We start from the raw sequence: 22,884 nt of genomic DNA on the forward strand, positions 1-22,884 counted from the left end.
CATCACAACCTTTCTGGATAGGAAAGACACTACTTATTCAAATTCCTTTGTTGAGCAAAAGTAACTCCTGTACACTTTGCATAAAGCATTTGTTCGATTAGATCCGATAAATAGGCACCCGCTTCAACTGAAGTCAGTCCACCTTTATGAATATTTGAAATGACCGTACGATCGGCTTCAACTGTTTTTTCAGTTGGCCGATAAATCATGTATGCACTCAAGCTTTCATCTGTATTTAGACCTGGCCTTTCACCAATCAATGAAATAACAAGGTCACAATTAACAATAGCAGCCACTTCGTCTTGCACCCATACACGCCCTCGCTTAATAAAAAACGGCTTTGCTACACTTATATTTTTTAATTTTAGCCCTTGTATTAAAGCAGGTAGTAAATCAGCTACATTGGCTTCTACCGCGGAGGAACTCAATCCATCACAAACAATAATTTGAACATCTTTTCCTTTATCCCCGTTTTGTTCAAGATACTTCATAGATTCATCGGATAATTTTCGACCAGCATCTAAATCCATTAAGTAAGATTTCATATCACTAGCTTTCGTCTCAAGCTTATGCAAACCCATATTCTGAAGAAAATCATCACTTACATCTCTTAATACAGCATCCTGTGCGGCTGCATGATCAATTAAAAATTGTAAATAGCTTGTCGTCAACATACGAGTGCCCGTTCGACCGATACCAATACGAGCAGGTGTAATACTTTGTGCTCGTTCAATAGATGCAGCATTATGCGGCTTGTCTACCCCTGTTATACGATCTTCTGGAAAAAATATAGTATCTTCTTTATTTTGATCGCTATCAGTTTTTGGCGAATTCATGTTTTTCTTCACTTCTTCTACTACTCTTTGAACAATTTCTTGAATATCCATTTTGCTCCTCCCTCCTCAATTAAAAATTGATAGGTCACCTGCACGTTTTGTCAGCTTTCCATTTTCCATTAGGCCCATATTCTCCATCCATTTTTCAAATTCTCGAAGTGGTCGTAAGCCCAGAATCTCACGCAAACTAGCATCATCGTGATAGCTTGTATCTTGATAATTCAACATGACATCATCACCACCCGGTACCCCCATATAAAAATTCGCTCCTGCAACTGCCGTTATGATACCGGCAACTTCCTGATCATTTTGATCGGCATCCATATGATTTGTGTAAGTTGGAGCAATACCCATTGGTAAGCCATGCAATTTCCCCATAAATCCATCTTCAAGATCTGCTCTAATTAATTGGCGCCCATCATAAAGTGTTTCCGGTCCAATAAAGCCCGAAACGGTATTTACCATGTAAGGCTTCCAGTGACGTGCATAACCATAGCTTCTTGATTCAAGAGTTTGCATATCTACCCCAAAATCAGCATTTAAAGATACCTCAGAACCTTGTCCTGTTTCAAAATACATAAAGTTTGGACCAGCAGATGTACCATATCGAGCCATCATCTCATAGCCCTCATCAAGAATTTTTGTAGATATACCGAATGCTTCATTCCCTTTTTGTGTACCCGCTAAACTTTGAAACATAAGAGCGATAGGCGCCCCCTGCTTTAAAGCTTCCATTTGTGTTGTTATATGGGCCAAAACACAATTTTGTGTTGGGATTTGCCATTTCTCGATAAATTCATGTGAAAGTGTCAAAAGTTTTTTGACGGATTCAATCGTATCCACATTCGGATTGATACCAATAACTGCATCACCTGCTCCGTAAGACAATCCTTCCTTTATTGAATACAAAATGCCTTCTGGAACATCATTCGGATGATTTGGCTGACAACGAAATGCTAAACGACCAGGCTCTCCAATTGTCGTATTGCAATGTGCTTGATATTTCATTTTCTGTGAAGCAAGCACAAGATCAATGCTTGACATTAGCTTAGCAACCGCTGAAATCATTTCACTTGTTAGTCCCCTTGAAAGTTTCAATAATTGATCTGTACCTGTATCAGATGACAAAATATAATTTCTCAGCTCACCGACAGTCCAACTTTGAATATCTTTGTAAATCGTGTCGCTAATATCATCATAAATCAAGCGTGTTACTTCATCGATCTCATAAGGAATAACCGGATTCTCATAAATTTCTTTCAGCTGCATCTCGCTAAGTACTACTTTGGCAGCCATGCGCTCAAGCGATGATTCCGCTGCTACACGCGCCATCACATCCCCAGACTTCGCTTCACTTGCTTTTGCAAGTACTTCCCTTACTGACGAAAACGTATAATGAGTTCCTTTTACCACACAAGACAATTTCATCACTTAACACCCCTTTTTATATGATTAAGATTGCAATCAAACGAAAAAAAGCGCTTTCACTTATCCCTGAAGAAAATTTTCTTCGGGCGTGAAAGGCGCCTTTGCCTAAGTTATTATTTTTATCCATTCTACACTACTAGCAAATATTTTGTAAATAGTTCGAAAACAATATAAGCATCGGTGAACTCAGTGACATTTAGTATGAATGAACTTCGGTAGATACTATCGGAAAGGTTATTGAAACTTTTGTCCCTTTCTCAGAAATAGGGAATGAAAAAACACCTTGTAGCTTCTCTTCAACTAACATTTCTACAAGCTGTAATCCTAAAGATGACAGCTCACCTATCGAAAAAGGATCACCAATTCCACATCCATCATCCGTTACTGTAATCGTAACCATTTGCTTTCGTTGCCTCAAGTTTATAGCAATTGTGCCGTAATTTCTTGAAGGAAAAGCATGCTTAATGCTATTTTGAACTAACTCATTCACAATCAGTGCTACGGCTGTTGCTTTATCTGAAGGACAGAATATCGACTCCCCTTCTACAGACACAGCAATATGTTGATCTGGAATAATAGACGAGGAAACTAACAAAGTAGTAATTTGTTTTATTAAAAGTTTAATATCTGCTTCCTCAATTCCACGCTGGGCCAAATAATCATGAACTAAAGCCATACTAGATATACGAGATATACTGTCATGAAATACCTCAGCCACTTCTTCCGAGTGAGTACGTTGCATTTGTAACCGCAGTAAACTAGAAATAACTTGCAAATTATTTTTAACACGATGATGAATTTCCTGAACGACTATGGCTTGAAAGACACGTTGCTGGTCTTCACTATTAGTCGCTTTCATAAGCTGCTCTATATTTCTTTCGTTCTGCACTACCTGTGAGATATCTCTTTCCTTTATTAATACCGCAATGGTCTCCCCATGCAGGTCCTTTATAGGAACAATATCTTGTTGCATGATTCCACGTTCTTCCGTAATGCCTCTTGATCCAAAAATTGGTTTCCCGGTTTTCAAACTAAACAATACACCCGGCTCCATTTCTTCGAATGCTATCTGCCCTAGCAAGCTTTTTTTATATAAAGATGCTATAGTAGTAGGCTTTGCCTCAGCTACAATTAAAGAGGCGTTATCTTCTTCCAAAAGACAATTTATAAAAATATCTGCTTGAGAAAGGTCAGCTATTATTTGAAGGTTTTGGGCTACACCTAAAATAATTTCACATTGTTCATTTGATAAACTAGTCAATCGTTCTACATCTAAAATTCTTATCATGATATCCGCTCCCCTCCCTCTAGTTTTCCAAACACTATAGCAAAAATAGAAAATGTGTTCAATGTGCTTTAAAAATAGTAATTCAAGTTATCCTAAAGGGATGGTAGTATTGGCTTCCTTTAAAAGGTTCTTTTGTTGCTCTCTTATGGTGTGGAATAAGAACAAAGTGATATTTTTTAAAAATAAAGAGTGTGTTTTAAATCTAAAACTGATTACTGGATGGACCGATTCAACAGCGTGACTTCTAGATACCTTGACCGTGGATAGTTGCTTATTCTCTACTAGAGTAACCTATGATAATCTAAGGCTATCAGTCTTTGGACTTTAAATATAAAATAAGAGGATAAAATAATTGAATATTAATCAAAAAGCTATTGAATTACTTGAAAAAAACAAATATGAAGATGCATTAGCCTTATTTCAAAAAGCAGTAGATGAATCAAGAAATGTACAATCTTTAACTAATCTTGCTTGGATATATTGTAATGAAGAATATGAAGATACGAAAGCCATGGTTTTATTGGAAGAAGTTATTAATATGAATCCATCCTCATATTTTCCATATAATTTGATAGGTGAAATTTATAGTAGGCTAGAAAAGTGGGAAAACGCAAAAGATTTATTTGTAACTTCAATTTCTATCCACCCTACCAAAACAGCTTATAATAATTTAGCCGTTGCTAATTATCATCTTGGAAACATAGAAGACGCTTCAAAATACTTCCTTTTAGCTTCAGAAAACTCTGATTATTCAATGTATAGCCATGTGAAATGTTTGATTGAGTTAGGCAAATTAAATGAGGCAAAAATTAAAATTGCTACATTTTCAAAAGATAACGATGAGTTTGTAGGTGAGGTAGAACTTGCGGATTTATATGTAGAGTTGGGTATTTATAAAGAAGCTACTGAGTGGTTCGAAAAGGGGTGGAATATTTATTTGAAACAACCTAATTGGATTAGTCGATATGTTTATTCACTGCTCAAACTAAATAATTCAACTTATGCTCACGATCTACTGAATGAAGTTATCAAACAAAAAATAGAAGAAGTCAAAGAAGCCACTGAAGAGGATTGTGATGAAGATTGGTCAGAAAGCGACAAACATACCTACATAAAAAAATTGATTGATGAAAAGGAAGTTTATGAACGAATGTTTGAACGAATCTCGTCTGGATACATTCCTAATATGGAATTTGATCCATCTATCCAGACAGCCTGTTATCTATTTGGTTGCACTCGTCATAATCATGCTGAGTATCAAGAATAATACATTGTAGGTAAAGAGCAGGGACTTCCAATAGGAGGTCCCATTCTTATAAACTATTAATTAATAAGTTTAATCATTCTGTGAAACTTATTGGATTAAAAGAAACTTAATCTATTAATTACTTCATGGTTAGAAGTTAATTGCGCCAGCAAAGAAAAAAATAAATCTTCCAACATTAAACAGCTTGCCGTAATTCTTCTTCCTCTTGTATAACTTGCAGATTCGTGTTTTCTTCTCTACGCTGACAAATATTATTCCAAATAAGAGCTGAAATAACTAGTAGAGTCCCCGCAATATCAAAGATTGTTATTTTATATCCTTGTACCATCATAATGACCAATGTAGTAATAGGAACGAAATTAATGAATAAAATTCCATTAATCGATGATAGGATTTTCACACCATAATTCCAACTAAGCAATGCTACAATACCTGGCAGTGTCATCATAAACAATAAATCATATTGAATAGCAAAAATCGTTTCCATACTTGGGACTGATACATACCCTTGCATCGTCATGATCATTGTGATGATCCCTGTTACAGCTGTGCCAAATACACATGTTAATGTTGAATAGCGGAGAGTAGACCAATCGTTAAATGTTTGGCCGCCCATTGTATAAATAACCCATCCTACAACACCAATGAAAATGAATGCGAGTGAAACTAGATTCTGTTTCAGTGTAAGAAAGAAACCTATATCGCCTTTTGTAATAACAAAAATAGCTCCAACAAAAGCAATGATCATGCTGCTAATCATATACTTCTTCGGCTTCACATGTTTATAACCCCAAAGAATAGCAATCGAAATCATTGGCATGAGTGCTTCCATAATCGACGCCACCATAACACCGGATTTCCCCATTAGCATCTGACCTAAGAAAACAAGCACGTTGTAAACTGTAAACGCCATCGTCCCAAAAAAGACTAGTTGCTTACCTTGCCCTTCTAAACGAAACGCCTTCTTCCCTTCTTTCATCCATAATAAAATGACTAATACAATCGATACCGCTCCATATCGAATAGTTGAAAAATAGAACGGATTAATATATTCAAGTGCATGATCTGCTACTGGAAACATGGCTCCCCATGACATACTTGCAATTAAACATGCGATCACACCTACTATTATTTGACTTCTTCTCACTGTTTTTCCTCGTTTCTATATAACTACTATGAAATGCACAATGAGAATTATAAAAAAGAAAATACATCACGTAAAATGATTGAAAGTGATATTAACTATCATTTATAATGATAGTTTTTAAGGGGGTATGCTCGATGGAACTACGAGATTTACAGATTTTCAAAAGCGTGGCAAATTACGGGAGCGTTAGCCATGCTGCAAAAGAATTAAATTATGTACAATCCAATGTAACTGCACGTATTAAGCTAATAGAAAAGGAGCTCAAAACGCCACTTTTTTATCGCCATAAAAAAGGCATGACATTAAATCCAGAAGGGCGAAAAATGCTGACATACGTTAATAAGATTTTGCAAGATGTCGAAGAAATGAAACAAGTATTTTTAGATAGTGATACACCGACTGGTACATTAAAAATCGGTACAGTAGAAACAGTGAGTATATTGCCAACCATTCTAGCTTCTTACTATAAAGGGTATCCAAATGTCGATTTAACTCTGAAAGCAGGTTTAACTGAGGAACTTATTAAAGAAGTAGCGGATCACCAATTAGATGGTGCTTTTATAACTGGACCCATTAAACATCCAGTTTTAGAACAATATGATGTATACACTGAAAATCTCGTTCTCATATCACAAAGCAAATCCTTTCGTATAGAAGAATTTATGACTACACCAATCCTTGTTTCTAATCAAGGCTGCGGCTATCGTTCCAAGCTAGAACTTTGGCTTAAGGATGAGGGTTTACTACCAAAAAGAATCATGGAATTTAATATATTAGAGACTATTTTAAACAGTGTTGCAATTGGTCTTGGCGTTACACTTGTACCACAATCGGCCGCTGAACATCTATCTACTACAGGCAAGGTTTATTGTTATCCAATCCCTAAAAAATACGGTACTATTTCAACCGTCTTTATACGACGAAAGGATGCATATATGACAAATTCGATGGAATGTTTTTTAAAAACAATTGATGAGCATCAGCGTATATAGGGTTATTAAGCCCTTAGACAGCGCCAACTCGGAGTGACAATAAATAAAGCTGTTTAACTTTTAGTTAAACAGCTTCTCACAGTCTAAGTCAGGCCTTTTAAATTGCCGTGTCTTAAGATTGCATATTTTTTCACCTAATATAAACTCTATTTTGCATTTTTGTCGGGTTGATGAATTCCGAATATATTGCCCTCTGTATCGATATAGTAGCCTTGCCACGCCATTCCCGGTAGCGCATATTTTGGCATTGCAACCGTGCCGCCATTCTCAAGAATTTTAGCTTCTGTTACATCGTAATTTTCCACGCCCATTGTACAAGCAAATCCATTTAAAGCTTGATTTGGTTCCGGAGAAGCACCTTGACGTTGCATTAAAGCACCGTCGATTCCAGGTTCGTCCCCTTTGCCAGTCACCGCACCAAAGTAAGGCATTCCTGCATAATCACTCCAGTCTTGAAATGACCATCCGAATACCTCTCCATAAAATTCCTTTGCTCGTTCCATATCACTTACATGAATTTCGAAATGAACTAATCTTCCCATAATATCCTCCCAATTATAAAAGAATTAAATTACTCACTATGTTTGAGTACAATTACTATATATTATTATGACAAGGAATGGAAATAAAAAACAAGAGAAATAATATGAAAAAATCGAGAATAAGCATTCTAATGCTTGTTCTCAATTTTGGTTCAATTACTTTGCTGAAAGAAGTTAAAAGTTAATTTATAGCATGTAAATAATCTTTAATATACTGAATAAATGGATGCTCTTCTATATCTGATTTACGAGTACATATAAATAAACTTTGCTGAATATCTGCATGTTCTACATATACCCGAGCTATTTTCCCATTTGTTAAACTTTCCGTTACGCTATAGGACGGTGCTAAAGTCATACCGTACCCTGCTTCCACTACTTTGATTGATTCATGTAAGCCCTGCATTTGAAGTCCTAGTTTAGGTAATGGACTGTTATTCGTATAAAAAACCGCCTCTAATAAATCAAGTGTCGAGCTGCCACGTTCCCGATAAATAAAGTCCTCATTCGATAATTTATCAATGGAGACAGTTTGATTTGCCAAAGAATGTGATGGGTGTACAACAAACCAAAACGGGATATCTACTATTTTTTCATACTGTAAATCAGGGTGACCCAATTTATTTTGCACGACAAAACCAAAATCTACTTCATAATTAAGAACTTGCTCTTCCACAGATTTTACATTGCCTAGCGACACAAAAAATTCAATGTGTGGATTAGCAAGCTTATACGCTGCTATAATAGGCGGGAGTATATAGTTTATTGGTATATAGGAAGAAGCAATATGTACTTTTTCTTCTTTCGCTAAAAATTTATCGAACTTTTCATCAATCTGTGCTTCTAAATAAAATAAACGCATTCCCTGCTCATACAAAAACTTCCCCTCAGGCGTTAATTGAATGCCACGTCCTTTCCCTTCAATCAATTTTGCCCCTATTTCGCTCTCTAATTTCCGTATTTGAATGGTAACAGCTGGTTGACTAAGTAGCATTTTATTGGCCGCTGCGGTAATTCCGCCAAGCTTTGCTACATTCGTAAAAATCCTTAATGCATGCAAATTCATTTCATTCACACCTTTCTATCCATAAATTTAATTTATGAATAAACAATTATTATATATTTGTTTTATGTATTATTTAGCAGTAATTTAGGTGTAGAGGTGATTTGATGGAAATTTTACTACAGGAATGGTTATCAGTAAATGGATTTATTTTATTTACAATCGGCTTACTAGCAGCAGTCATTGGTGTTCTTTTCGGCGCTGCAGGCTTTATTTTGTTACCAACAATGCTACTTATCGGCATTCCGATTCATACAACCGTAGCAGTTAATAAATTTGCGACAGGAATTTCAGCTCTATCGAATGTCGTATCGTTTGTCATTAAAGGACATTTATCGTTAAAAAAATTCACATCTTTAATGATGATTGCTAGTTTTGGAGGTATATTTGGCGCATTTTTAGCCACTCGATTATCGGAACAAATCATGAATATTGTAGCTTGTGTATTCTTAATTTTCTCATTTTTCATCGTACTTTGCAGTAATAAATTTATGGTAAAGGATATAAAAGAAACAGAAGAACAACCAATTAATAAACTCATTCCGTTTGCGATTTCAATATATGACGGTGGTTTTGGACCAGGCTCAGCTCTAATGAATGTAACCTATCATCTAAAAAAAAAATATACCTATATAAAAGCAGTTGAGTTAACAAGAATTATTACGTTTTCAAGTTGTACAGGTGCCTTTCTCTTTTATTATTTTACTGGCATTGTTAACTGGGGAATTGCCATTCCTGTTTCAATTGGCTCTATTGTTGGCTCGTTCTTAGGTTTAAAGATCATTCCTTATATCAAAATAAAGTGGATTCAAATTTTATTACCAATCGTTTTTTTCTTGCTGATTATTCAGGTCTTATCAGATTTGCTGATATAAATCACTCAACCTGTTCCTCATTTGGATTACCACCAGCAATCTATGTAGGAATAGAGGGCACAGATACTGCTATTATGCCATCGGACCCTAATTTTCTAGATTGAAACGTAAAGAACCAATTACTTATTAAAGATTGGCAATTGGTTCATAGATTAGAATATTGATTTGTTTAGTAGAAACTATAGCCCGACCTAAAGGTATAGACTAAGATTGGACTTTCATCCAACGCGCATTTCTTCCTTTTGAAATAAGTTTAATTTCACCTAATAATTGCAAATCAGTTAAAGCTTTACTAATTGTACTTTCCGCTATATCTGGATATATGCTTCGAATGCACTCTTTTGTAAAAGGTTGTTTTTGATTATGAATGAAATTCTGAATTCGCTCTACTTTAGTAAGTTTACATATAGAATCCAGTACTTTGCTATGTAGATCTTTATAAGCCTCTAAAATAATCATTAAGAACTCTTTTAACCAGAAGCTAATATTATGCCCATTACAGTACCAATTAACCGAAGATTTAAATATGGCTTCATAGTATTCTGATTCTCTTTTCTTTATATATTCATCTAAACAAACATATTTTACAAATGTATGTCCGCTTTTTACTAATAGTAATTGCATGAACATAATTGTTAATCTACCGTTACCTTGACTAAAAGGGATTATGCAATAAAGATTCAATATAAAACGAGCGATTAGTATAAGTGTAGGTAACTCTTTTTTGTGGTTTAATAAATTGTACTGGTTGCATAATTGTTCTACAGCCTGTGGAATATTTTCAGGTGGAAGAGGACGATAACAAATCGTGTGCATCCCTTTTTCAGGAATTCCAGGAATAGAAAATGGCTTTTGGCGCCATTTTGCACTGTCAGAGGTATTATAATGAATTAATTGAAAATGCAATTCTTGTATAGTATCTGGACTTATAGAAAAAGTATGAGATTTTTTATGTACAAGAGTTAATGTTTCATAATAACAAAAGATCGCATCTTCCGAAATTGATTGGGGTATCATATCATCTAACATAAGTTCTTTTAATCGCTTATTTGAAACTTTTATGTCCTCATAAACTGAAATATAGTTTTTTATGTATTGTAGGGGTATAGCTTTTTCAAGGCTAGTAAATATATCAGGTCTTTGCTCTTTATAAGCAGTCAACATACCTTTATATTCACTTATTTCACTGACTAAGTTTATTAGTTGCTGATCCATATTTATGTACTGATCTTCGAAAAAATTTCTCATTTTATTCCTCCTGCTACTATCTCTTAATGCTCTATTACAATAATATTTTTTGTTTTTCAAGAATTCCAAATGGTATTCTAGTATTACTATTCAAATAACATCGGTTTAATAGAGCTTTTACTTTTTAAAGAAAGAGGACTAATTTATTATTCAAATTTTTGTATAAAGTTACTCTGGACTTTGAAATTACTTTTTTATTTCAAAAAATGGATGTATCGTGAATATAGACATTAGACATTATTAAATATCGGAATATTATCTTTTAAATGTACTGATATCTTTATTATTTTTGTGACATTTTTGTGTAATTTCCCGATATTTTTATTACGTTTATTAATTAGATAACCATTTTATTTCCTTTTCCTATGTGGCAGCTAAATTGTGTACTAGCATTTTGTTATTCCTTTTTTAGCATTAATATGAAAGAAACAAGTGGATACCATATCTTCATTAGACATGCTATCCGCTTGTTATTAATTCATTGAAATTTTCTATAATCATTAATATTGTTTGTACTAGATAATAGTACCTGTTGCCAGTACAAATACAATCCTTAAAAAACCTCCAATAAATAACGTAATCCCATACGTCACCATAACATCTACAGACTTTGCTCTGTTTCCAATCAAAACAAAAAGCACTCTAGTTTTGATACAATAATTGTATTCAAAACTAGAGTGCCGTTTATTTGTTTAGTCCAACGACATTATACTATTTTTATATTGAATTTCTTACAATGTTCCTACGACAGAGGGAGAGTCCCCTCAAAACAGGCCAATTTGCGCCACTTTATGCCGATACTGTACCTTGATGAAGTTCGACAATCTCCGTTATTTATGCTTTTCCTTTGCTTTTTGAAGATACATTTGATAGTCTGCTACATTCAATAATTGCTTCGCTGTAGCCCCATCTTGTGGAAAACGCGCACAGCCAATACTTGCTGAAATCACAATTTGCTGTCCCTCAATGATAAACGGCTCCTGTAATAACTCATGTATTTTTGCTGTATACCGTTCAACTTCATTTGCCGTGGTCATATGTTCAACTAATAACACAAATTCATCTCCGCCAAGTCGTGCAAAGACTTCCCGCTTTTGAGTAAATTGCTTGCACCGTTCCGCAAACATTTGTAGTAATAAATCTCCCTGTAAATGTCCATACTGGTCATTTACAGCTTTAAAGCCATTCAAATCTATGAAAAATAGCGAAAATACCTTACCCTCTTCTTCGATTAAACGCTCTAAACGATCTAACACAAATTTACGATTCGGTAAATTCGTTAAACTATCATAATAAACAAAGTGCTCCAGGTTTTTGGAAAAATCAATCGAACTTTTTAAATGCTTATTTAAGTTTTGAATGCGCTTATAGTGATTAGATACATCATAAAGTTCTATCATTAAATAAGATGTATGCTCTATTTGTATATGTTGAATTAAAATATTTTGACGAGTTGGCTTCATCTTTCCACTCTTGTTTTCCACAAAATATTGATGCATTGCTGCCGAGCAAAAGCTTTTTTGTTTTTCCAATAAAGCCTTTACAAACATATAGGCATAAATATTTTTATCAAAACGTGGAACAACTGTTGTTATCGGTAAACCTTTAACCTCTTCTTCACTTTTACCTGTGTACTTGACTAACCATTTATTCCATAATTGAATGTGCAATTGCTCATCCAATAAAATAATGCCATTATCTAGCTGATTGACGATCGCTACATATAAATCATTCATCCAAATCCCTACTAATCTCGTCCACTTTTTGAATTAAAAATTCAATTGATTCTAATGAAAACTTAATTAAAATTATGCCTAGCACCTTTGAATTATCCACATCAAAACTTACATAAAGTAATAATACATTGCTATCCCCGGAGCTAGTAAGTGTTTTATAAAACTCTCCTTCATTATGTAAAATTACCTGTGGCACATCATACTCTAGCTTCATCTCCAACAGGCTTCCCATACCGCCCATAATGGAATTTAGAATGATATTGCCTATTTCCTTTACAACATCAAAATCCTCATCATTAAATGAAAGTTCTACATCCTCTTCTGTATATTCTTCCCCTAAGCAAAGCGCGGTCAAATATTTAATTTGCTCTGCCGGAAAAATAAAATCTGCTCTACCAGAAAAGACATTACCAAACTTTAAAGAGGTAGATAGTACTGTACCATTTATTACAGGATTCAGCTCTTCTTGATTGCCAGACTTTAATTCATGTAACCCTAGTAACGTTATCTCTGGTACTGACAAAAAAATTCGTTTTTGAAGAATTTCTGATAATAAGTTAGCTGCCTCGCCGACAAATACATTATACAGCTCTTTCAATATATCCTCTTGTGTTGTTGTCAACAACTAAATCACCCTTCTATCAATAATTCTATCTCCTTCAGTTTCGCAACATTTATCGGTTTATTAATAAATGCTAACGCTCCAGCAGATAAAACCTCGTCACGAACTGCCAATTGCACATCAGCCGAAAGCACGACAATTTTAGCCGTTGGGTATTTCTCTAGTAATTTTCCAATTGCCTCTTGTCCACTCATCTTAGGCATTAATAAATCCATAAATACAAGGTCAGGTAGAAAGGTTGCAAATACTTCAATACCTTCAACACCATCATTTGCTGTTTCATAAACAGCATCAGGGTAAATAGATTTTAATGTTTGTATTGTTGTTTTTTGAGAAAACACGGAATCATCTACTACAAGTACTTTCATAAAAATTTATCCTCCGCTATTAAAATCATGTTTCTTAAAATAATATCACAATTATTCTTTATTTGAAAAATATTTCACTAGTTCTCTAAATGTTGGTGAAATTTATATGAAAAGTTTTTTCTAGGACCCCTCTTCCATTAATAAATTTTTGCTAAGTATTCATAAAAAAGATAAAAAAGAAGAAATTATACATTTATCTCATTTTTAGGTAAGATTAATATATATAATGTTAAATTTCTGTAAAATAAAATATTTAAAGATTATAAACGAAACCGCTATGAGAAATTGAGCTACTTTCTTTATTATTTCATTTGGTTTTCTGTGAAGATTATCTATTATTAAAAGGAGGACCATTCAACAGTAAAATTCCGTATCAAAACATAACTAAGGTTTTTCCAACGACAGATGGATTCACTCGTTATCGAATTTCATCGTCTAATATAGGACTTGAATTATTTTTTAAATCAGCTACCCTAGGAAGTATCAAGATGTTACCAAAGGATACATTCGAGTTCATCGCCGAGATGAACTTAATTAAGCTTGATAGAAAGGAAAAGCGTATTTTGAATTAATCAAAACACGCTTTTTCTATACTCAACTGAAGCATCCTTTTATTATCATGTGCCTTATAGTAACGCTTTCGCTACAAAAACACTTGTAACTGCCGTTTCACTTACGTTACATAAAACATCTACTGAAAGAAGTTAAATCACTGCAAACGATTTACTGTAAAATAATAGTTTTAGTTCGATCTTCATTGACACTATAATAGAAGAAGTTTAATGTAATATTTTTATCCTTTATATTTTCAAATGTTTCTACTTGGTTATGTGTTCTTAACACGCCATCATTAGAACGAGTTTCAGCAAAGATTCTTTTGCCATTCTGATAAATAACATTTTGTGTGATACCACCAAATTGCTCGTTCTTACTTTCTGATTCAACAATTAAATCATCACCTTTAGCATAATAGGTAATATCAATTGGATACCCATTTAATTCAGTTTGTATTGTTTTTGGTACATCAGAAATATTTTCAAGTTCTACTTTGTCTTGCTTTTCAGCTTCATAAGAAACTTTCGCATCATTTAAAGTAAGAGAAATTTCTTTATTCGTAATATCCTTTATCTGCCCCTGTGTTTCAAAGGAAATATAATCTTTATAATAATCTCCCGATAATAATTCCTGCTCACCAATTCGTAATTTAAACTGACGATATTCCCTTTAGAGTTAAGTAGTGGATTTCCTTATCTATTAAATTTCTCAAAGTGGTCATTAAACGTATCTTTATATCTTGTTGTTTGTTAACATCCAGCTCAATTAACTTTTTGCACAGTTTCTCTATTGAATCTTAATTTTTCCTCTTAGATAAAGTCAAACCACGAATGACCAGTTGGAAATTGTATTTTCAAAGTTATTTTTAGCCAGTCCCTTTGTTCAGGCAATAAATATGGAAGCATAATTTGAAGATCTTTAAAATCTTTTTCTCTAACGTTTGAACTACCACCCTTATAAAGGAGTTGAATCTCGGGTCTCAGATAAGGTATCCCATCATTTGTTCTTAAAAATATATCTTCTAATCTTCTTCGAATAGATTTTTCTCTCCTGTATATCCAGGATTGTTGCTCTGTCTCTACTATCATAATTTGAAAGGCCCAGGGGGAACTACTGCTTTTGCTAACCCAGATGTCTTTTGTAGTTTTTAAAAATTCACCTTCTTGCCAAAGAACAAGTTTCCCATTCTCTGCCTTGTATAACATCCAATCATCTGACAAATGATTATAGGTAGTTAATTGTTCCTCTCGAAGTATTATTACATCTATATCATCATGTACCCTTGACTGTTTGCCTAAATGTAAATCTAAAGCCCATCCCCCTGCAATACCCCAATTAATTGGAATAGTAGAAAAGAGCTTATAAATTTCTGTTACGGTGATGGATTCCCAATTATCTATATCTGTCCTCATATAAATGTCCTCCTCATAGTTTTGAAATAAAATTTGATTAAAAGTATGCTGCAAACGTTGATTTGTGTTATAAAAACCCCACGTTTTGAAAAAAAGATTGAGCTAAACGGTGGGATATTATTGATTTAATAGCGTGTTTTTTTAAAGGTTGGACAAAATTTTTATAAAAGTTACCCTATATATTCTCTAAATGATTCGTATCATTTATAAAGTGAATTACCTTTTCCTTATCAGTAAGTTCAATTAAACTAATTCCTGTATCTCCGATTTTAAAATAATAATCCATATTGATTGGCATTTGGTAAAAAGCACGTAATATATTATTAATTACCCCGCCATGAGCAACAATCGCAATTCGTTCATATTTATTTCCTGTCACAATCTTAGAAAATATCGTTTCAATCCTCAGACGAAATTCTATGAATGATTCTCCATTTTCAAAACGATCATGAAAAAATTTTGGCTCTGGATATTTTTTCGCCTCTTCAAAGGATAATCCAGCTTGTACACCATTATTAAACTCCATTAATTCTTCTTCCAATTGCACTGGGCATCCAATAGTTTCTCCTAATGTTTCAGCGGTTTCACGTGCTCTTTTTAACGTACTTGCCCATATAAAATCTGGTGGAAAATCATTTTTTACTTTTTGTGATAAACTTTCCACTTGCTTTCTACCTCTTTCCGTTAATTCAAAATCAGCTCTTCCTTCATGTACGTTTAAAATATCTGCTTCCGATTCTCCGTGTCGAATTAATAGTATTTGCATGTCTTTTCCCCCTTATATCTTTTAAATTTTCAGTTATATATGTATTGAACTGACCTCGACGTTATTGAAAAGCGACTGCACTATTGAACAATTGCCCCCGTTAGTCTAATAAGAAGTTTTATGTGTTACGTATTGTAACTTTCCCTTCTTTATTTTCTTCGTGGTTCCATTCAACTTGAATCTCAAATGTTCCATCTTTAAAAAATAAAGGAAATCTTCTCCGTATCGATGCCTGCATTGGAAGTTTATATGCGTTCTCTATATCTACCCAAACTGCTTTCCCCTCTGGAGCATCTTCCAAGAGTTCACCCTCGAAATCCTTTGTTATGTAATTAAATATCATATACCTATCTTTAACGACTGGATTAACATATTCATAAAGCCCTTTATAAATAAGGTTGCTAACTTCTAACCCAGTTTCTTCTTTTACTTCTCTGATAGCACTCTCTACAATACTTTCAGGAAACTCAACTTTACCACCCGGTGGAATAAATCCTTTGAAATTGTCGTGCTGTCTATCCAGAAGTAAAACCTTCTCTTCACTTTGAATCATACAAACAGTCCATATTTTATAATTAATAGAATTACTCATATTTCCCTCCATATTTTTTACATAAATATCACCATATATATGTCCTTCTTATTCAACCAAAGATTTTGCTTATAAATAATAACTGAACTAAATTTAATAAATTTTAGTTCAGTTTAAAAATACATCATACTTCAACCATTATCGTTGGCAACGGCATTTGAAAAAGCTGCCGCCTGTAAAATACAGACAGCAACTTCAACTAGAGTAGCTGTTATGATCTATGCAAGCTACAGTAAATAATTTAATTTTCTATTAGTTTTTTTGGCATACTCATTTTTTGAGATGCTTCTTTTTTTAAAATTTCGTAACTAATAAACAGCGATTGGCCCATAAGGACCTTCGATAATTTCTATTTTTGTTTCGAAAATATCTGTCAAAATTTTCGAGTCCATAACCTCTTCTACTGTTCCAAAAGCGGCAATTTGTCCATCTTTCATAGCACAAATTCTATCAGAATATTTAGCTGCAAAATTTATATCATGCATAACAGTCAGAATTGTTCTTCCAAATTCATTAGCCGCACGTCTCAAATGCTCCATCATTTGAACAGAACGTGCAACATCAAGATTGTTCAGAGGCTCGTCCAAAAGTACATATTTAGTCTCTTGGCATAAAACCATTGCTACATATGCCCTTTGTCTTTGACCACCTGAAAGCTCATCTAAATATCGATCTTCTAAATCAGTCAAGTCTAAAAAATCGATATACTGAGAAATAATAGCCTCATCTTCTTTAGTTAATCTTCCCTTTGAATAAGGAAATCGTCCAAATCCAACTAGTTGTCTAATAGTAAGCCTAGTTACAAAATGATTTTCTTGTCGCAATATAGTCAAAATTTTTGCTAAGTCTTTTGATTTGGATTCAGAAACATCCATATTCGCCACCTGAATTTGACCTTCTTCCATATCCAAGAGTCTCCCAATCATCAAAAGTGTCGTCGACTTTCCAGCGCCATTTGGTCCAATTAAAGAAGTAAAACCCGCTTTTGGTATTTCAATATTCAAAGGTCCTATTTTTACCTCATCAGTATAGAACTTTTTAACATTATCAATTTTTATCATAAAGCCCTCTTCCTTAAAACTACAGTTAAAAATACTATTCCACCAAATAATTCGATAATAACTGATACTACACCTTGAGCATGGAATACATGATACATCAAAAAGTATGCACTCGTTATTATCAAAAATCCTATAGCAAGAGCCATCGGAAAAATATATCTATGATCATAAGTTGACGCCGCCTGATAGCTCAAAGTCGCTACTAAAAAGCCATAGAAAGTAAGTGGCCCAATCAAAGCTGTTGAAATTGACATCAAAATAGCAACTAATACAAGCGTATAAATTACACTAGATTGATATTTAACTCCAAAAGAAGTAGCAACATCCTTTCCTAGCGACAATATATTTAGATTCTTAGAATGAGCAAGAAGTAATATTGCTACAATTATTACCATAGGAATTACAATAGGAAAATATGCAGGATCTGCATTATTAACAGAACCAAACAATCTTGCCTGTAAAATATCAAATTCAGAAGGCGCAAGTAGTCTTCTCATGAAAGTTGACACAGAATTTAGCCCAGTGCCAATAATAATTCCAACTAAAAGCATAAGTTGTAAATTCCCGTATTTACCAGAAAGTAGCCATCCATAAAGTATCAAACTCATCAAGACCATAACAACAACTTGAAATAAAAATGATCCAACTCCACTAAAATTTATCAATGCACTAGCACCAAAGAAAAATATTGTACTAGTATGAATTGTTGAGTAAAGTGCTTCGAAACCTAAAAGCGAAGGAGTTATAATCCTATTATTCGTAATCGTTTGGAAAGCAACCGTCGACAAGCTCTGACAAACTGCAGCAATAATCATTGCAACAAGAGCTACTATCCTTCTCATAACAACCGGGATAAAAGAAGGTGAATCTACTGGAACTGGATTGTTATAAACTAAAAGTCCATATGAAGAAAGGATGCCCAAAGCAATCAATGTTATTAGCAAAATCCAATACCGTCTTTCTTCCTTCTTAGAACGAAAAGCCCTAGCTGATCTATTTTCATTATGAAGGCTAGAATCGATTTCGACATTTTCTTTATTTCTATATTCCAATGTGTTCATCGGTGCCTCCTTGGTTTTCTTTGTCTCAATAAAATAGTAATAAACACGACTGACCCCACTGTTCCGAGTATTAAAGAAACAGGTACTTCAAAAGGCATTATAATTGTTCGAGAAATTATGTCACAGGCAGTTATAGTCCCCATTCCTATCACACATACCCAAGGTAAATTACTCCTAAGATCATCGCCTCTAAACATTGAAACAATGTTTGGGACAATTAAACCCAAGAAAGGTAAGTTTCCAATAACAGCTGCAACAATTCCAACTGCAAAAGAAATGAGAACAGTACCAAAAAGAACAATCCTGTTGTAATTAACGCCAAGGCTTGTTGCGACATCTTCTCCTAGTCCAGCTAAAGTCAATCTATTAGCATAAATAAAAATAAGCAAAGTAACGATAACAATTAGCCATAAATATTCATATCTTCCCACCTGAACAGCCGCAAAAGAACCTACAAACCAAGTTTCAATACTTTGCGTCATTTGAAAAAAGAGTCCCATAAAAGTGGACACTGCAGAAATGACTGCTCCAAGCATCAATCCAATAATCGGGACAATTAAAGACGAACGAAGTTTAACTCTTCTTAAAAATAAAAAGAAAATCATAGTTCCTATAAAAGAAAAAATGATTGCACCAGTCATTCTTAGTACTAAAGTCGGGGCAGGAAATAATAAATAAACAAAAAGCAGCCCTAAACCTGACCATTCAATAGTCCCTGTTGTAGTAGGTTCAACAAAACGATTTTGTGTAATCAGTTGCATTACGAGTCCTGCCATTGACATTGCAGCTCCAGTAAGCATTAGTGCAGCTGTTCTCGGAACACGAGTTATGAAAAACATCTCCATTCCATCCTCATGTCCACGTATATCATAAACTCCAGTGAACAGTGATATAATGCCTAAAATAATAACAACTATAATCGCTAATATAAAAGGTTTTGTCCATATCTTATTGTAGTTATAAAACTGGGGTTGAGAATTTATCTCAACCCTAGAAGTTACATTTTTCAGCACTATTTTATACTCCTTTACACTACTTAGCTTTAGCTAAAGTATTTGCAAGGTTTTCAAACAACTCTATATAAGTCTGAATTGATTCATTTGTGTAAGTATCTGCTGGTGCATAAACAATATGTTTTTTAGAAACAGCAGTTGTTTTTTGAAGAGCAGGTGATTTAGCAATAACATCCTGAGCAGGAACTGAATCTTCTTCACCAGATACTGCAGCATCACGATCTAATACGAAAAGCCAATCAGGATTACTTTCTGCAATAGCTTCAACAGAAACTTCATCACCTTTATGATCTGAAGTAGAATCGGCAACTTCTAATGCTGGTGCCCAACCGAAAATTTCATACATTGGTCCCCAAACACGTCCAGAATGAGGAGCTGAAAAACCAATATCCCCACCACCAACGATAACACTCATAACTTTATCTTTTCCATTATAGGCAGATTTAGCATCTTCGATAACTTTATCAAAATCAGCTACCACTTGTTTAGCTTCTTCATTTTTATCGAAAATTTGTCCTAAAGCAATTGTAGAATTTTTAAGTCCATTTACTAAGTTTTCCCCAGGCGTAGCAGCTTCCTCAGAAACATCTACATTAAGATCAATAACAACTGCATTTGGCACTAATTTTTTGATCTCTTCGTAATAACCAGCAAATCTTTGACCGATGATTACAAGTTCAGGGTTTGCAGCTGCTATAATTTCAAGATTTGGTTCGCGGTGATTTCCAATATTTTTAACTGAATCGTCCTTTACGTATGGTGAATCCGCAGGCATTACATCCTTTGGAACAGCCACTAAGTCAATTTTCCAATCAGCTAAAGTTTCAAAAGTTCTATTATCCAAAGCAACTACATTCTTTGGGTTTACAGGAACAGTAACAGTTCCATGGGCATCAGTAATTTCAACTGTCGTAGCCTTAGCAACCTCTGCACTTTCATTATCTTCATTGGACTTTGACTCTTCATTAGTTTTATTACTTGAGCAAGCTGCTAACATCAAAGTCAAAACTGCCATAATTCCAACTAATTTTAAAAACATAGATTTCTTCATAATCTACTCCTTATGTAATTTATTTTGAAAATGATGAAGTCTATAGATTGAATTGGATAGTAATTGCTAACCACTTCAATCGCTATTGATAATCATTTTCATTTGGTCGTTCTGTGAATTAGTATAGTTTTTAATTCTGTGAAAATCTTGTGAAAGATATAAGTTTATAAAGAAAGTTACATTCACGCTTAAATTGGCTACAAGAAAGTAATACGTGAAGTATTCTTTTTATAGTTTCCGTCTCTTTGAAATATCTTCCAGAAATTGTTTGGTTATCAGATTTAATAGAACAAAAAAACGAGCAAAACTGGTTGAAACTGTTTTTACTCGTTTTTCGATTATGTTTAATATTGATTACTGTGACAAACTGTACTTTACCTTTTATCTTATTTTTACTATTCAATCATTGAATAGCCCCTGCCATGGATTGTTTGAATATATCTATCTTTCTTCGAGCACTTTAGCTTTTTTCTTAGATACCCAATATATAAATCCACTACATTTGGATTAACTGCTACGTCATAACCCCAAACCTGGTTCAAAAGCATTTCACGGCTCAATATTGTATTTTTATTCTTGATTGAAAATACAAGTAGGTCATACTCGCGCTTAGTAAGCGGGAGATTTTCGCCACCTTTTGTCACAATATTGCTGGATGCATCAACGAAGAGATCTTTAAACCGAAAGTAATCAGTCTCGATTGGCTGGATACAGCCCCCTCTTCTTAAAATAACGTTTATCCTTGCTACTAATTCTTCTTTCACAAATGGTTTTCTTATATAATCATCTGCTCCTGCTTGTAATCCTGCTATGCAGTCCTTGCTGGACACATTGTCTGTCACAATGATTATTGGGGTCGTTTTAACGGCCCGTATTTGTCTGCAAATTTCCGGTCCAGATATACTTAACGAATCCCAATCCAATACGATAATATCCCAATCTTGCTCATATACTATATTTAAACCTTTGTTTTCATTGTGAAGTGTTAAAATGAAATAGCCTTCTTGCTTTAGACCGCTTACGATCTTCTTTGCTAATGACCGTTCATTCTTAATTACCAACACTTGCTTCACCTATAGTTCACCTCTACTTCATTACATAAAATAATTTATCACTAAAAAGAATATCGGATTTATAAATCTTAAATTTCTAAAAAAGCTATTATAACAACTAATAAAATATGTATAAAATGCATTGGATATGGTTAAACGTCGCGACACCACGCTCATTTGTGTATTAGGCATCTTTATGCTGGCATAAATTAATCAAATAACCGCTGGAATGCGAATAGGCGGACATGTGGATTCTAGTCTACTTTCACAATACCGACAATGATTATCATTGTCAATTAAAAGTAGAACCATCTGTATAAATGGTGGTTTAATCTGTATGTATGTACCAAGTGGTCTGCTTCCGCCTTTATCGATAAGTAGTTTTCCTGGAAATAACGATTTTCATATTACACCTCTTTTATTTTATTAATACCTTTTCAATTATCAGCTCCTACTATTATAGTGAAACCATTGCATCGTATTCTATATTCATTAGAAAAATCCAGCTTGCTGTAACAGAAGGTACAATCCACATATATTGTTTCATAATTCGTCGCTATGGCGGGGCTATCCACGATTTTGGCGGGCTATCCATCATTTTGACGGTTCTATCTACGAATTGGGCGGGGCTATCCACGTCTTTGATGATTCTATCCACGAATTGGGCGGGGCTATCCACGTCTTTGACGGTTCTATCTACGAATTGGGCGGGGCTATCCACGTCTTTGACGGTTCTATCTACGAATTGGGCGGGGCTATCCACGTCTTTGATGGTTCTATCCACGAATTGGGCGGGGCTATCCACGTCTTTGATGGTTCTATCTACGAATTGGGCGGGGCTATCCACGTCTTTGATGATTCTATCCACGAATTGGGCGGGGCTATCCACGTCTTTGACGGTTCTATCTA

23 protein-coding genes are annotated in these 22,884 nt (G+C 34.2%); 4 read left to right on the top strand and 19 right to left on the bottom strand.

The genetic code is table 11. The features are described from left to right. Nucleotides 1-29 precede the first annotated feature (29 nt). The 3 genes from eutC to ACQKN2_RS18245 form a co-directional block, all read right to left on the bottom strand. Complete coding sequence (eutC, locus tag ACQKN2_RS18235) at nt 30-887, bottom strand: ethanolamine ammonia-lyase subunit EutC (protein ID WP_427416194.1); 858 nt, start codon at nt 885-887, stop codon at nt 30-32. Nucleotides 888-902: 15 nt separating this feature from the next. Beyond that, nucleotides 903-2,264 carry an ethanolamine ammonia-lyase subunit EutB gene (locus ACQKN2_RS18240; protein WP_427416195.1) on the bottom strand — a complete coding sequence of 454 codons (1,362 nt, stop codon included), beginning with the start codon at nt 2,262-2,264 and terminating at the stop codon, nt 903-905. 196 nt (nt 2,265-2,460) lie between these two features. Next, nucleotides 2,461-3,552 (bottom strand): sensor histidine kinase, encoded by a 1,092-nt coding sequence (locus ACQKN2_RS18245; protein ID WP_427416196.1) that lies wholly within the window; start codon nt 3,550-3,552, stop codon nt 2,461-2,463. A gap of 352 nt (nt 3,553-3,904) precedes the next feature. Here ACQKN2_RS18245 and ACQKN2_RS18250 point away from each other — a divergent pair, with 352 nt between their 5' ends. Then, entirely contained in the window at nt 3,905-4,819 is a 915-nt protein-coding gene (locus ACQKN2_RS18250) for a tetratricopeptide repeat protein (protein ID WP_427416197.1), read from the top strand. A 175-nt stretch (nt 4,820-4,994) separates the two neighbouring features. On the opposite strand, the gene ACQKN2_RS18255 is transcribed toward ACQKN2_RS18250, so the two are convergent. Next, a complete protein-coding gene (locus ACQKN2_RS18255; protein ID WP_427416198.1) occupies nt 4,995-5,966 on the bottom strand; it encodes a DMT family transporter in 972 nt (323 codons plus the stop codon). A 134-nt stretch (nt 5,967-6,100) separates the two neighbouring features. Here ACQKN2_RS18255 and ACQKN2_RS18260 point away from each other — a divergent pair, with 134 nt between their 5' ends. Beyond that, nucleotides 6,101-6,958, top strand: a complete 858-nt coding sequence (locus ACQKN2_RS18260) for a LysR family transcriptional regulator (RefSeq protein ID WP_427416199.1) — start codon at nt 6,101-6,103, stop codon at nt 6,956-6,958. A 146-nt stretch (nt 6,959-7,104) separates the two neighbouring features. Here ACQKN2_RS18260 and ACQKN2_RS18265 read toward each other — a convergent pair whose 3' ends face one another. After that, nucleotides 7,105-7,500: a VOC family protein gene (locus ACQKN2_RS18265; RefSeq protein WP_427416200.1), complete on the bottom strand. Its 396-nt coding sequence runs from the start codon at nt 7,498-7,500 to the stop codon at nt 7,105-7,107. A gap of 181 nt (nt 7,501-7,681) precedes the next feature. Then, nucleotides 7,682-8,566: a LysR family transcriptional regulator gene (locus tag ACQKN2_RS18270; protein ID WP_427416201.1), complete on the bottom strand. Its 885-nt coding sequence runs from the start codon at nt 8,564-8,566 to the stop codon at nt 7,682-7,684. A 104-nt stretch (nt 8,567-8,670) separates the two neighbouring features. On the opposite strand from ACQKN2_RS18270, the gene ACQKN2_RS18275 reads away from it, so the two are divergent. Next, on the top strand, nt 8,671-9,438 hold the full coding sequence (locus ACQKN2_RS18275; protein ID WP_427416202.1) for a sulfite exporter TauE/SafE family protein: 768 nt from the start codon (nt 8,671-8,673) through the stop codon (nt 9,436-9,438). A gap of 204 nt (nt 9,439-9,642) precedes the next feature. Here the strand turns inward: ACQKN2_RS18275 and ACQKN2_RS18280 are convergent, their stop codons facing one another. From ACQKN2_RS18280 to ACQKN2_RS18295, 4 genes are all read right to left on the bottom strand, one after another. Continuing rightward, complete coding sequence (locus ACQKN2_RS18280) at nt 9,643-10,686, bottom strand: Fic family protein (protein WP_427416203.1); 1,044 nt, start codon at nt 10,684-10,686, stop codon at nt 9,643-9,645. An 830-nt stretch (nt 10,687-11,516) separates the two neighbouring features. After that, nucleotides 11,517-12,422, bottom strand: coding sequence for a diguanylate cyclase domain-containing protein (locus ACQKN2_RS18285; protein WP_427416204.1), 906 nt, complete (start codon nt 12,420-12,422; stop codon nt 11,517-11,519). Further along, nucleotides 12,415-13,044 (bottom strand): hypothetical protein, encoded by a 630-nt coding sequence (locus ACQKN2_RS18290; RefSeq protein ID WP_427416205.1) that lies wholly within the window; start codon nt 13,042-13,044, stop codon nt 12,415-12,417. Before ACQKN2_RS18290 ends, ACQKN2_RS18285 begins: the two co-directional genes overlap by 8 nt. Before the next feature lie 8 nt (nt 13,045-13,052). Further along, the gene (locus ACQKN2_RS18295; RefSeq protein WP_427416206.1) at nt 13,053-13,412 is read right to left on the bottom strand and encodes a response regulator transcription factor; all 360 of its coding nucleotides are present in this window, start codon (nt 13,410-13,412) and stop codon (nt 13,053-13,055) included. A 311-nt stretch (nt 13,413-13,723) separates the two neighbouring features. On the opposite strand from ACQKN2_RS18295, the gene ACQKN2_RS18300 reads away from it, so the two are divergent. Continuing rightward, entirely contained in the window at nt 13,724-13,984 is a 261-nt protein-coding gene (locus tag ACQKN2_RS18300) for a PH domain-containing protein (RefSeq protein WP_427416207.1), read from the top strand. Between the two features lie 792 nt (nt 13,985-14,776). Here the strand turns inward: ACQKN2_RS18300 and ACQKN2_RS18305 are convergent. The 9 genes from ACQKN2_RS18305 to ACQKN2_RS18345 all read right to left on the bottom strand — a co-directional run. Continuing rightward, nucleotides 14,777-15,379 carry a nucleotidyltransferase domain-containing protein gene (locus tag ACQKN2_RS18305; RefSeq protein ID WP_427416208.1) on the bottom strand — a complete coding sequence of 201 codons (603 nt, stop codon included), beginning with the start codon at nt 15,377-15,379 and terminating at the stop codon, nt 14,777-14,779. A gap of 175 nt (nt 15,380-15,554) precedes the next feature. Then, nucleotides 15,555-16,145: a histidine phosphatase family protein gene (locus ACQKN2_RS18310; protein ID WP_427416209.1), complete on the bottom strand. Its 591-nt coding sequence runs from the start codon at nt 16,143-16,145 to the stop codon at nt 15,555-15,557. A 118-nt stretch (nt 16,146-16,263) separates the two neighbouring features. Next, a complete protein-coding gene (locus ACQKN2_RS18315; protein ID WP_427416210.1) occupies nt 16,264-16,737 on the bottom strand; it encodes an 8-oxo-dGTP diphosphatase in 474 nt (157 codons plus the stop codon). A gap of 308 nt (nt 16,738-17,045) precedes the next feature. After that, complete coding sequence (locus ACQKN2_RS18320) at nt 17,046-17,798, bottom strand: ABC transporter ATP-binding protein (protein ID WP_427416211.1); 753 nt, start codon at nt 17,796-17,798, stop codon at nt 17,046-17,048. After that, entirely contained in the window at nt 17,795-18,859 is a 1,065-nt protein-coding gene (locus ACQKN2_RS18325) for an iron chelate uptake ABC transporter family permease subunit (protein ID WP_427416212.1), read from the bottom strand. Before ACQKN2_RS18325 ends, ACQKN2_RS18320 begins: the two co-directional genes overlap by 4 nt. Next, nucleotides 18,856-19,872, bottom strand: coding sequence for an ABC transporter permease (locus tag ACQKN2_RS18330; protein WP_427416213.1), 1,017 nt, complete (start codon nt 19,870-19,872; stop codon nt 18,856-18,858). Before ACQKN2_RS18330 ends, ACQKN2_RS18325 begins: the two co-directional genes overlap by 4 nt. 19 nt (nt 19,873-19,891) lie before the next feature. Further along, nucleotides 19,892-20,923 carry a siderophore ABC transporter substrate-binding protein gene (locus ACQKN2_RS18335; RefSeq protein ID WP_427416214.1) on the bottom strand — a complete coding sequence of 344 codons (1,032 nt, stop codon included), beginning with the start codon at nt 20,921-20,923 and terminating at the stop codon, nt 19,892-19,894. Between the two features lie 395 nt (nt 20,924-21,318). Then, on the bottom strand, nt 21,319-21,996 hold the full coding sequence (locus ACQKN2_RS18340) for a response regulator transcription factor (RefSeq protein ID WP_427416215.1): 678 nt from the start codon (nt 21,994-21,996) through the stop codon (nt 21,319-21,321). A 535-nt stretch (nt 21,997-22,531) separates the two neighbouring features. Next, nucleotides 22,532-22,884: hypothetical protein (locus ACQKN2_RS18345; RefSeq protein ID WP_427416216.1), on the bottom strand; the 353-nt coding region annotated here is incomplete at its 5' end.

It is taken from the genome of Lysinibacillus sp. NPDC093688, assembly GCF_050280145.1.
Taxonomy (GTDB): Bacteria; Bacillota; Bacilli; order Bacillales_A; family Planococcaceae; genus Lysinibacillus; species Lysinibacillus xylanilyticus_B.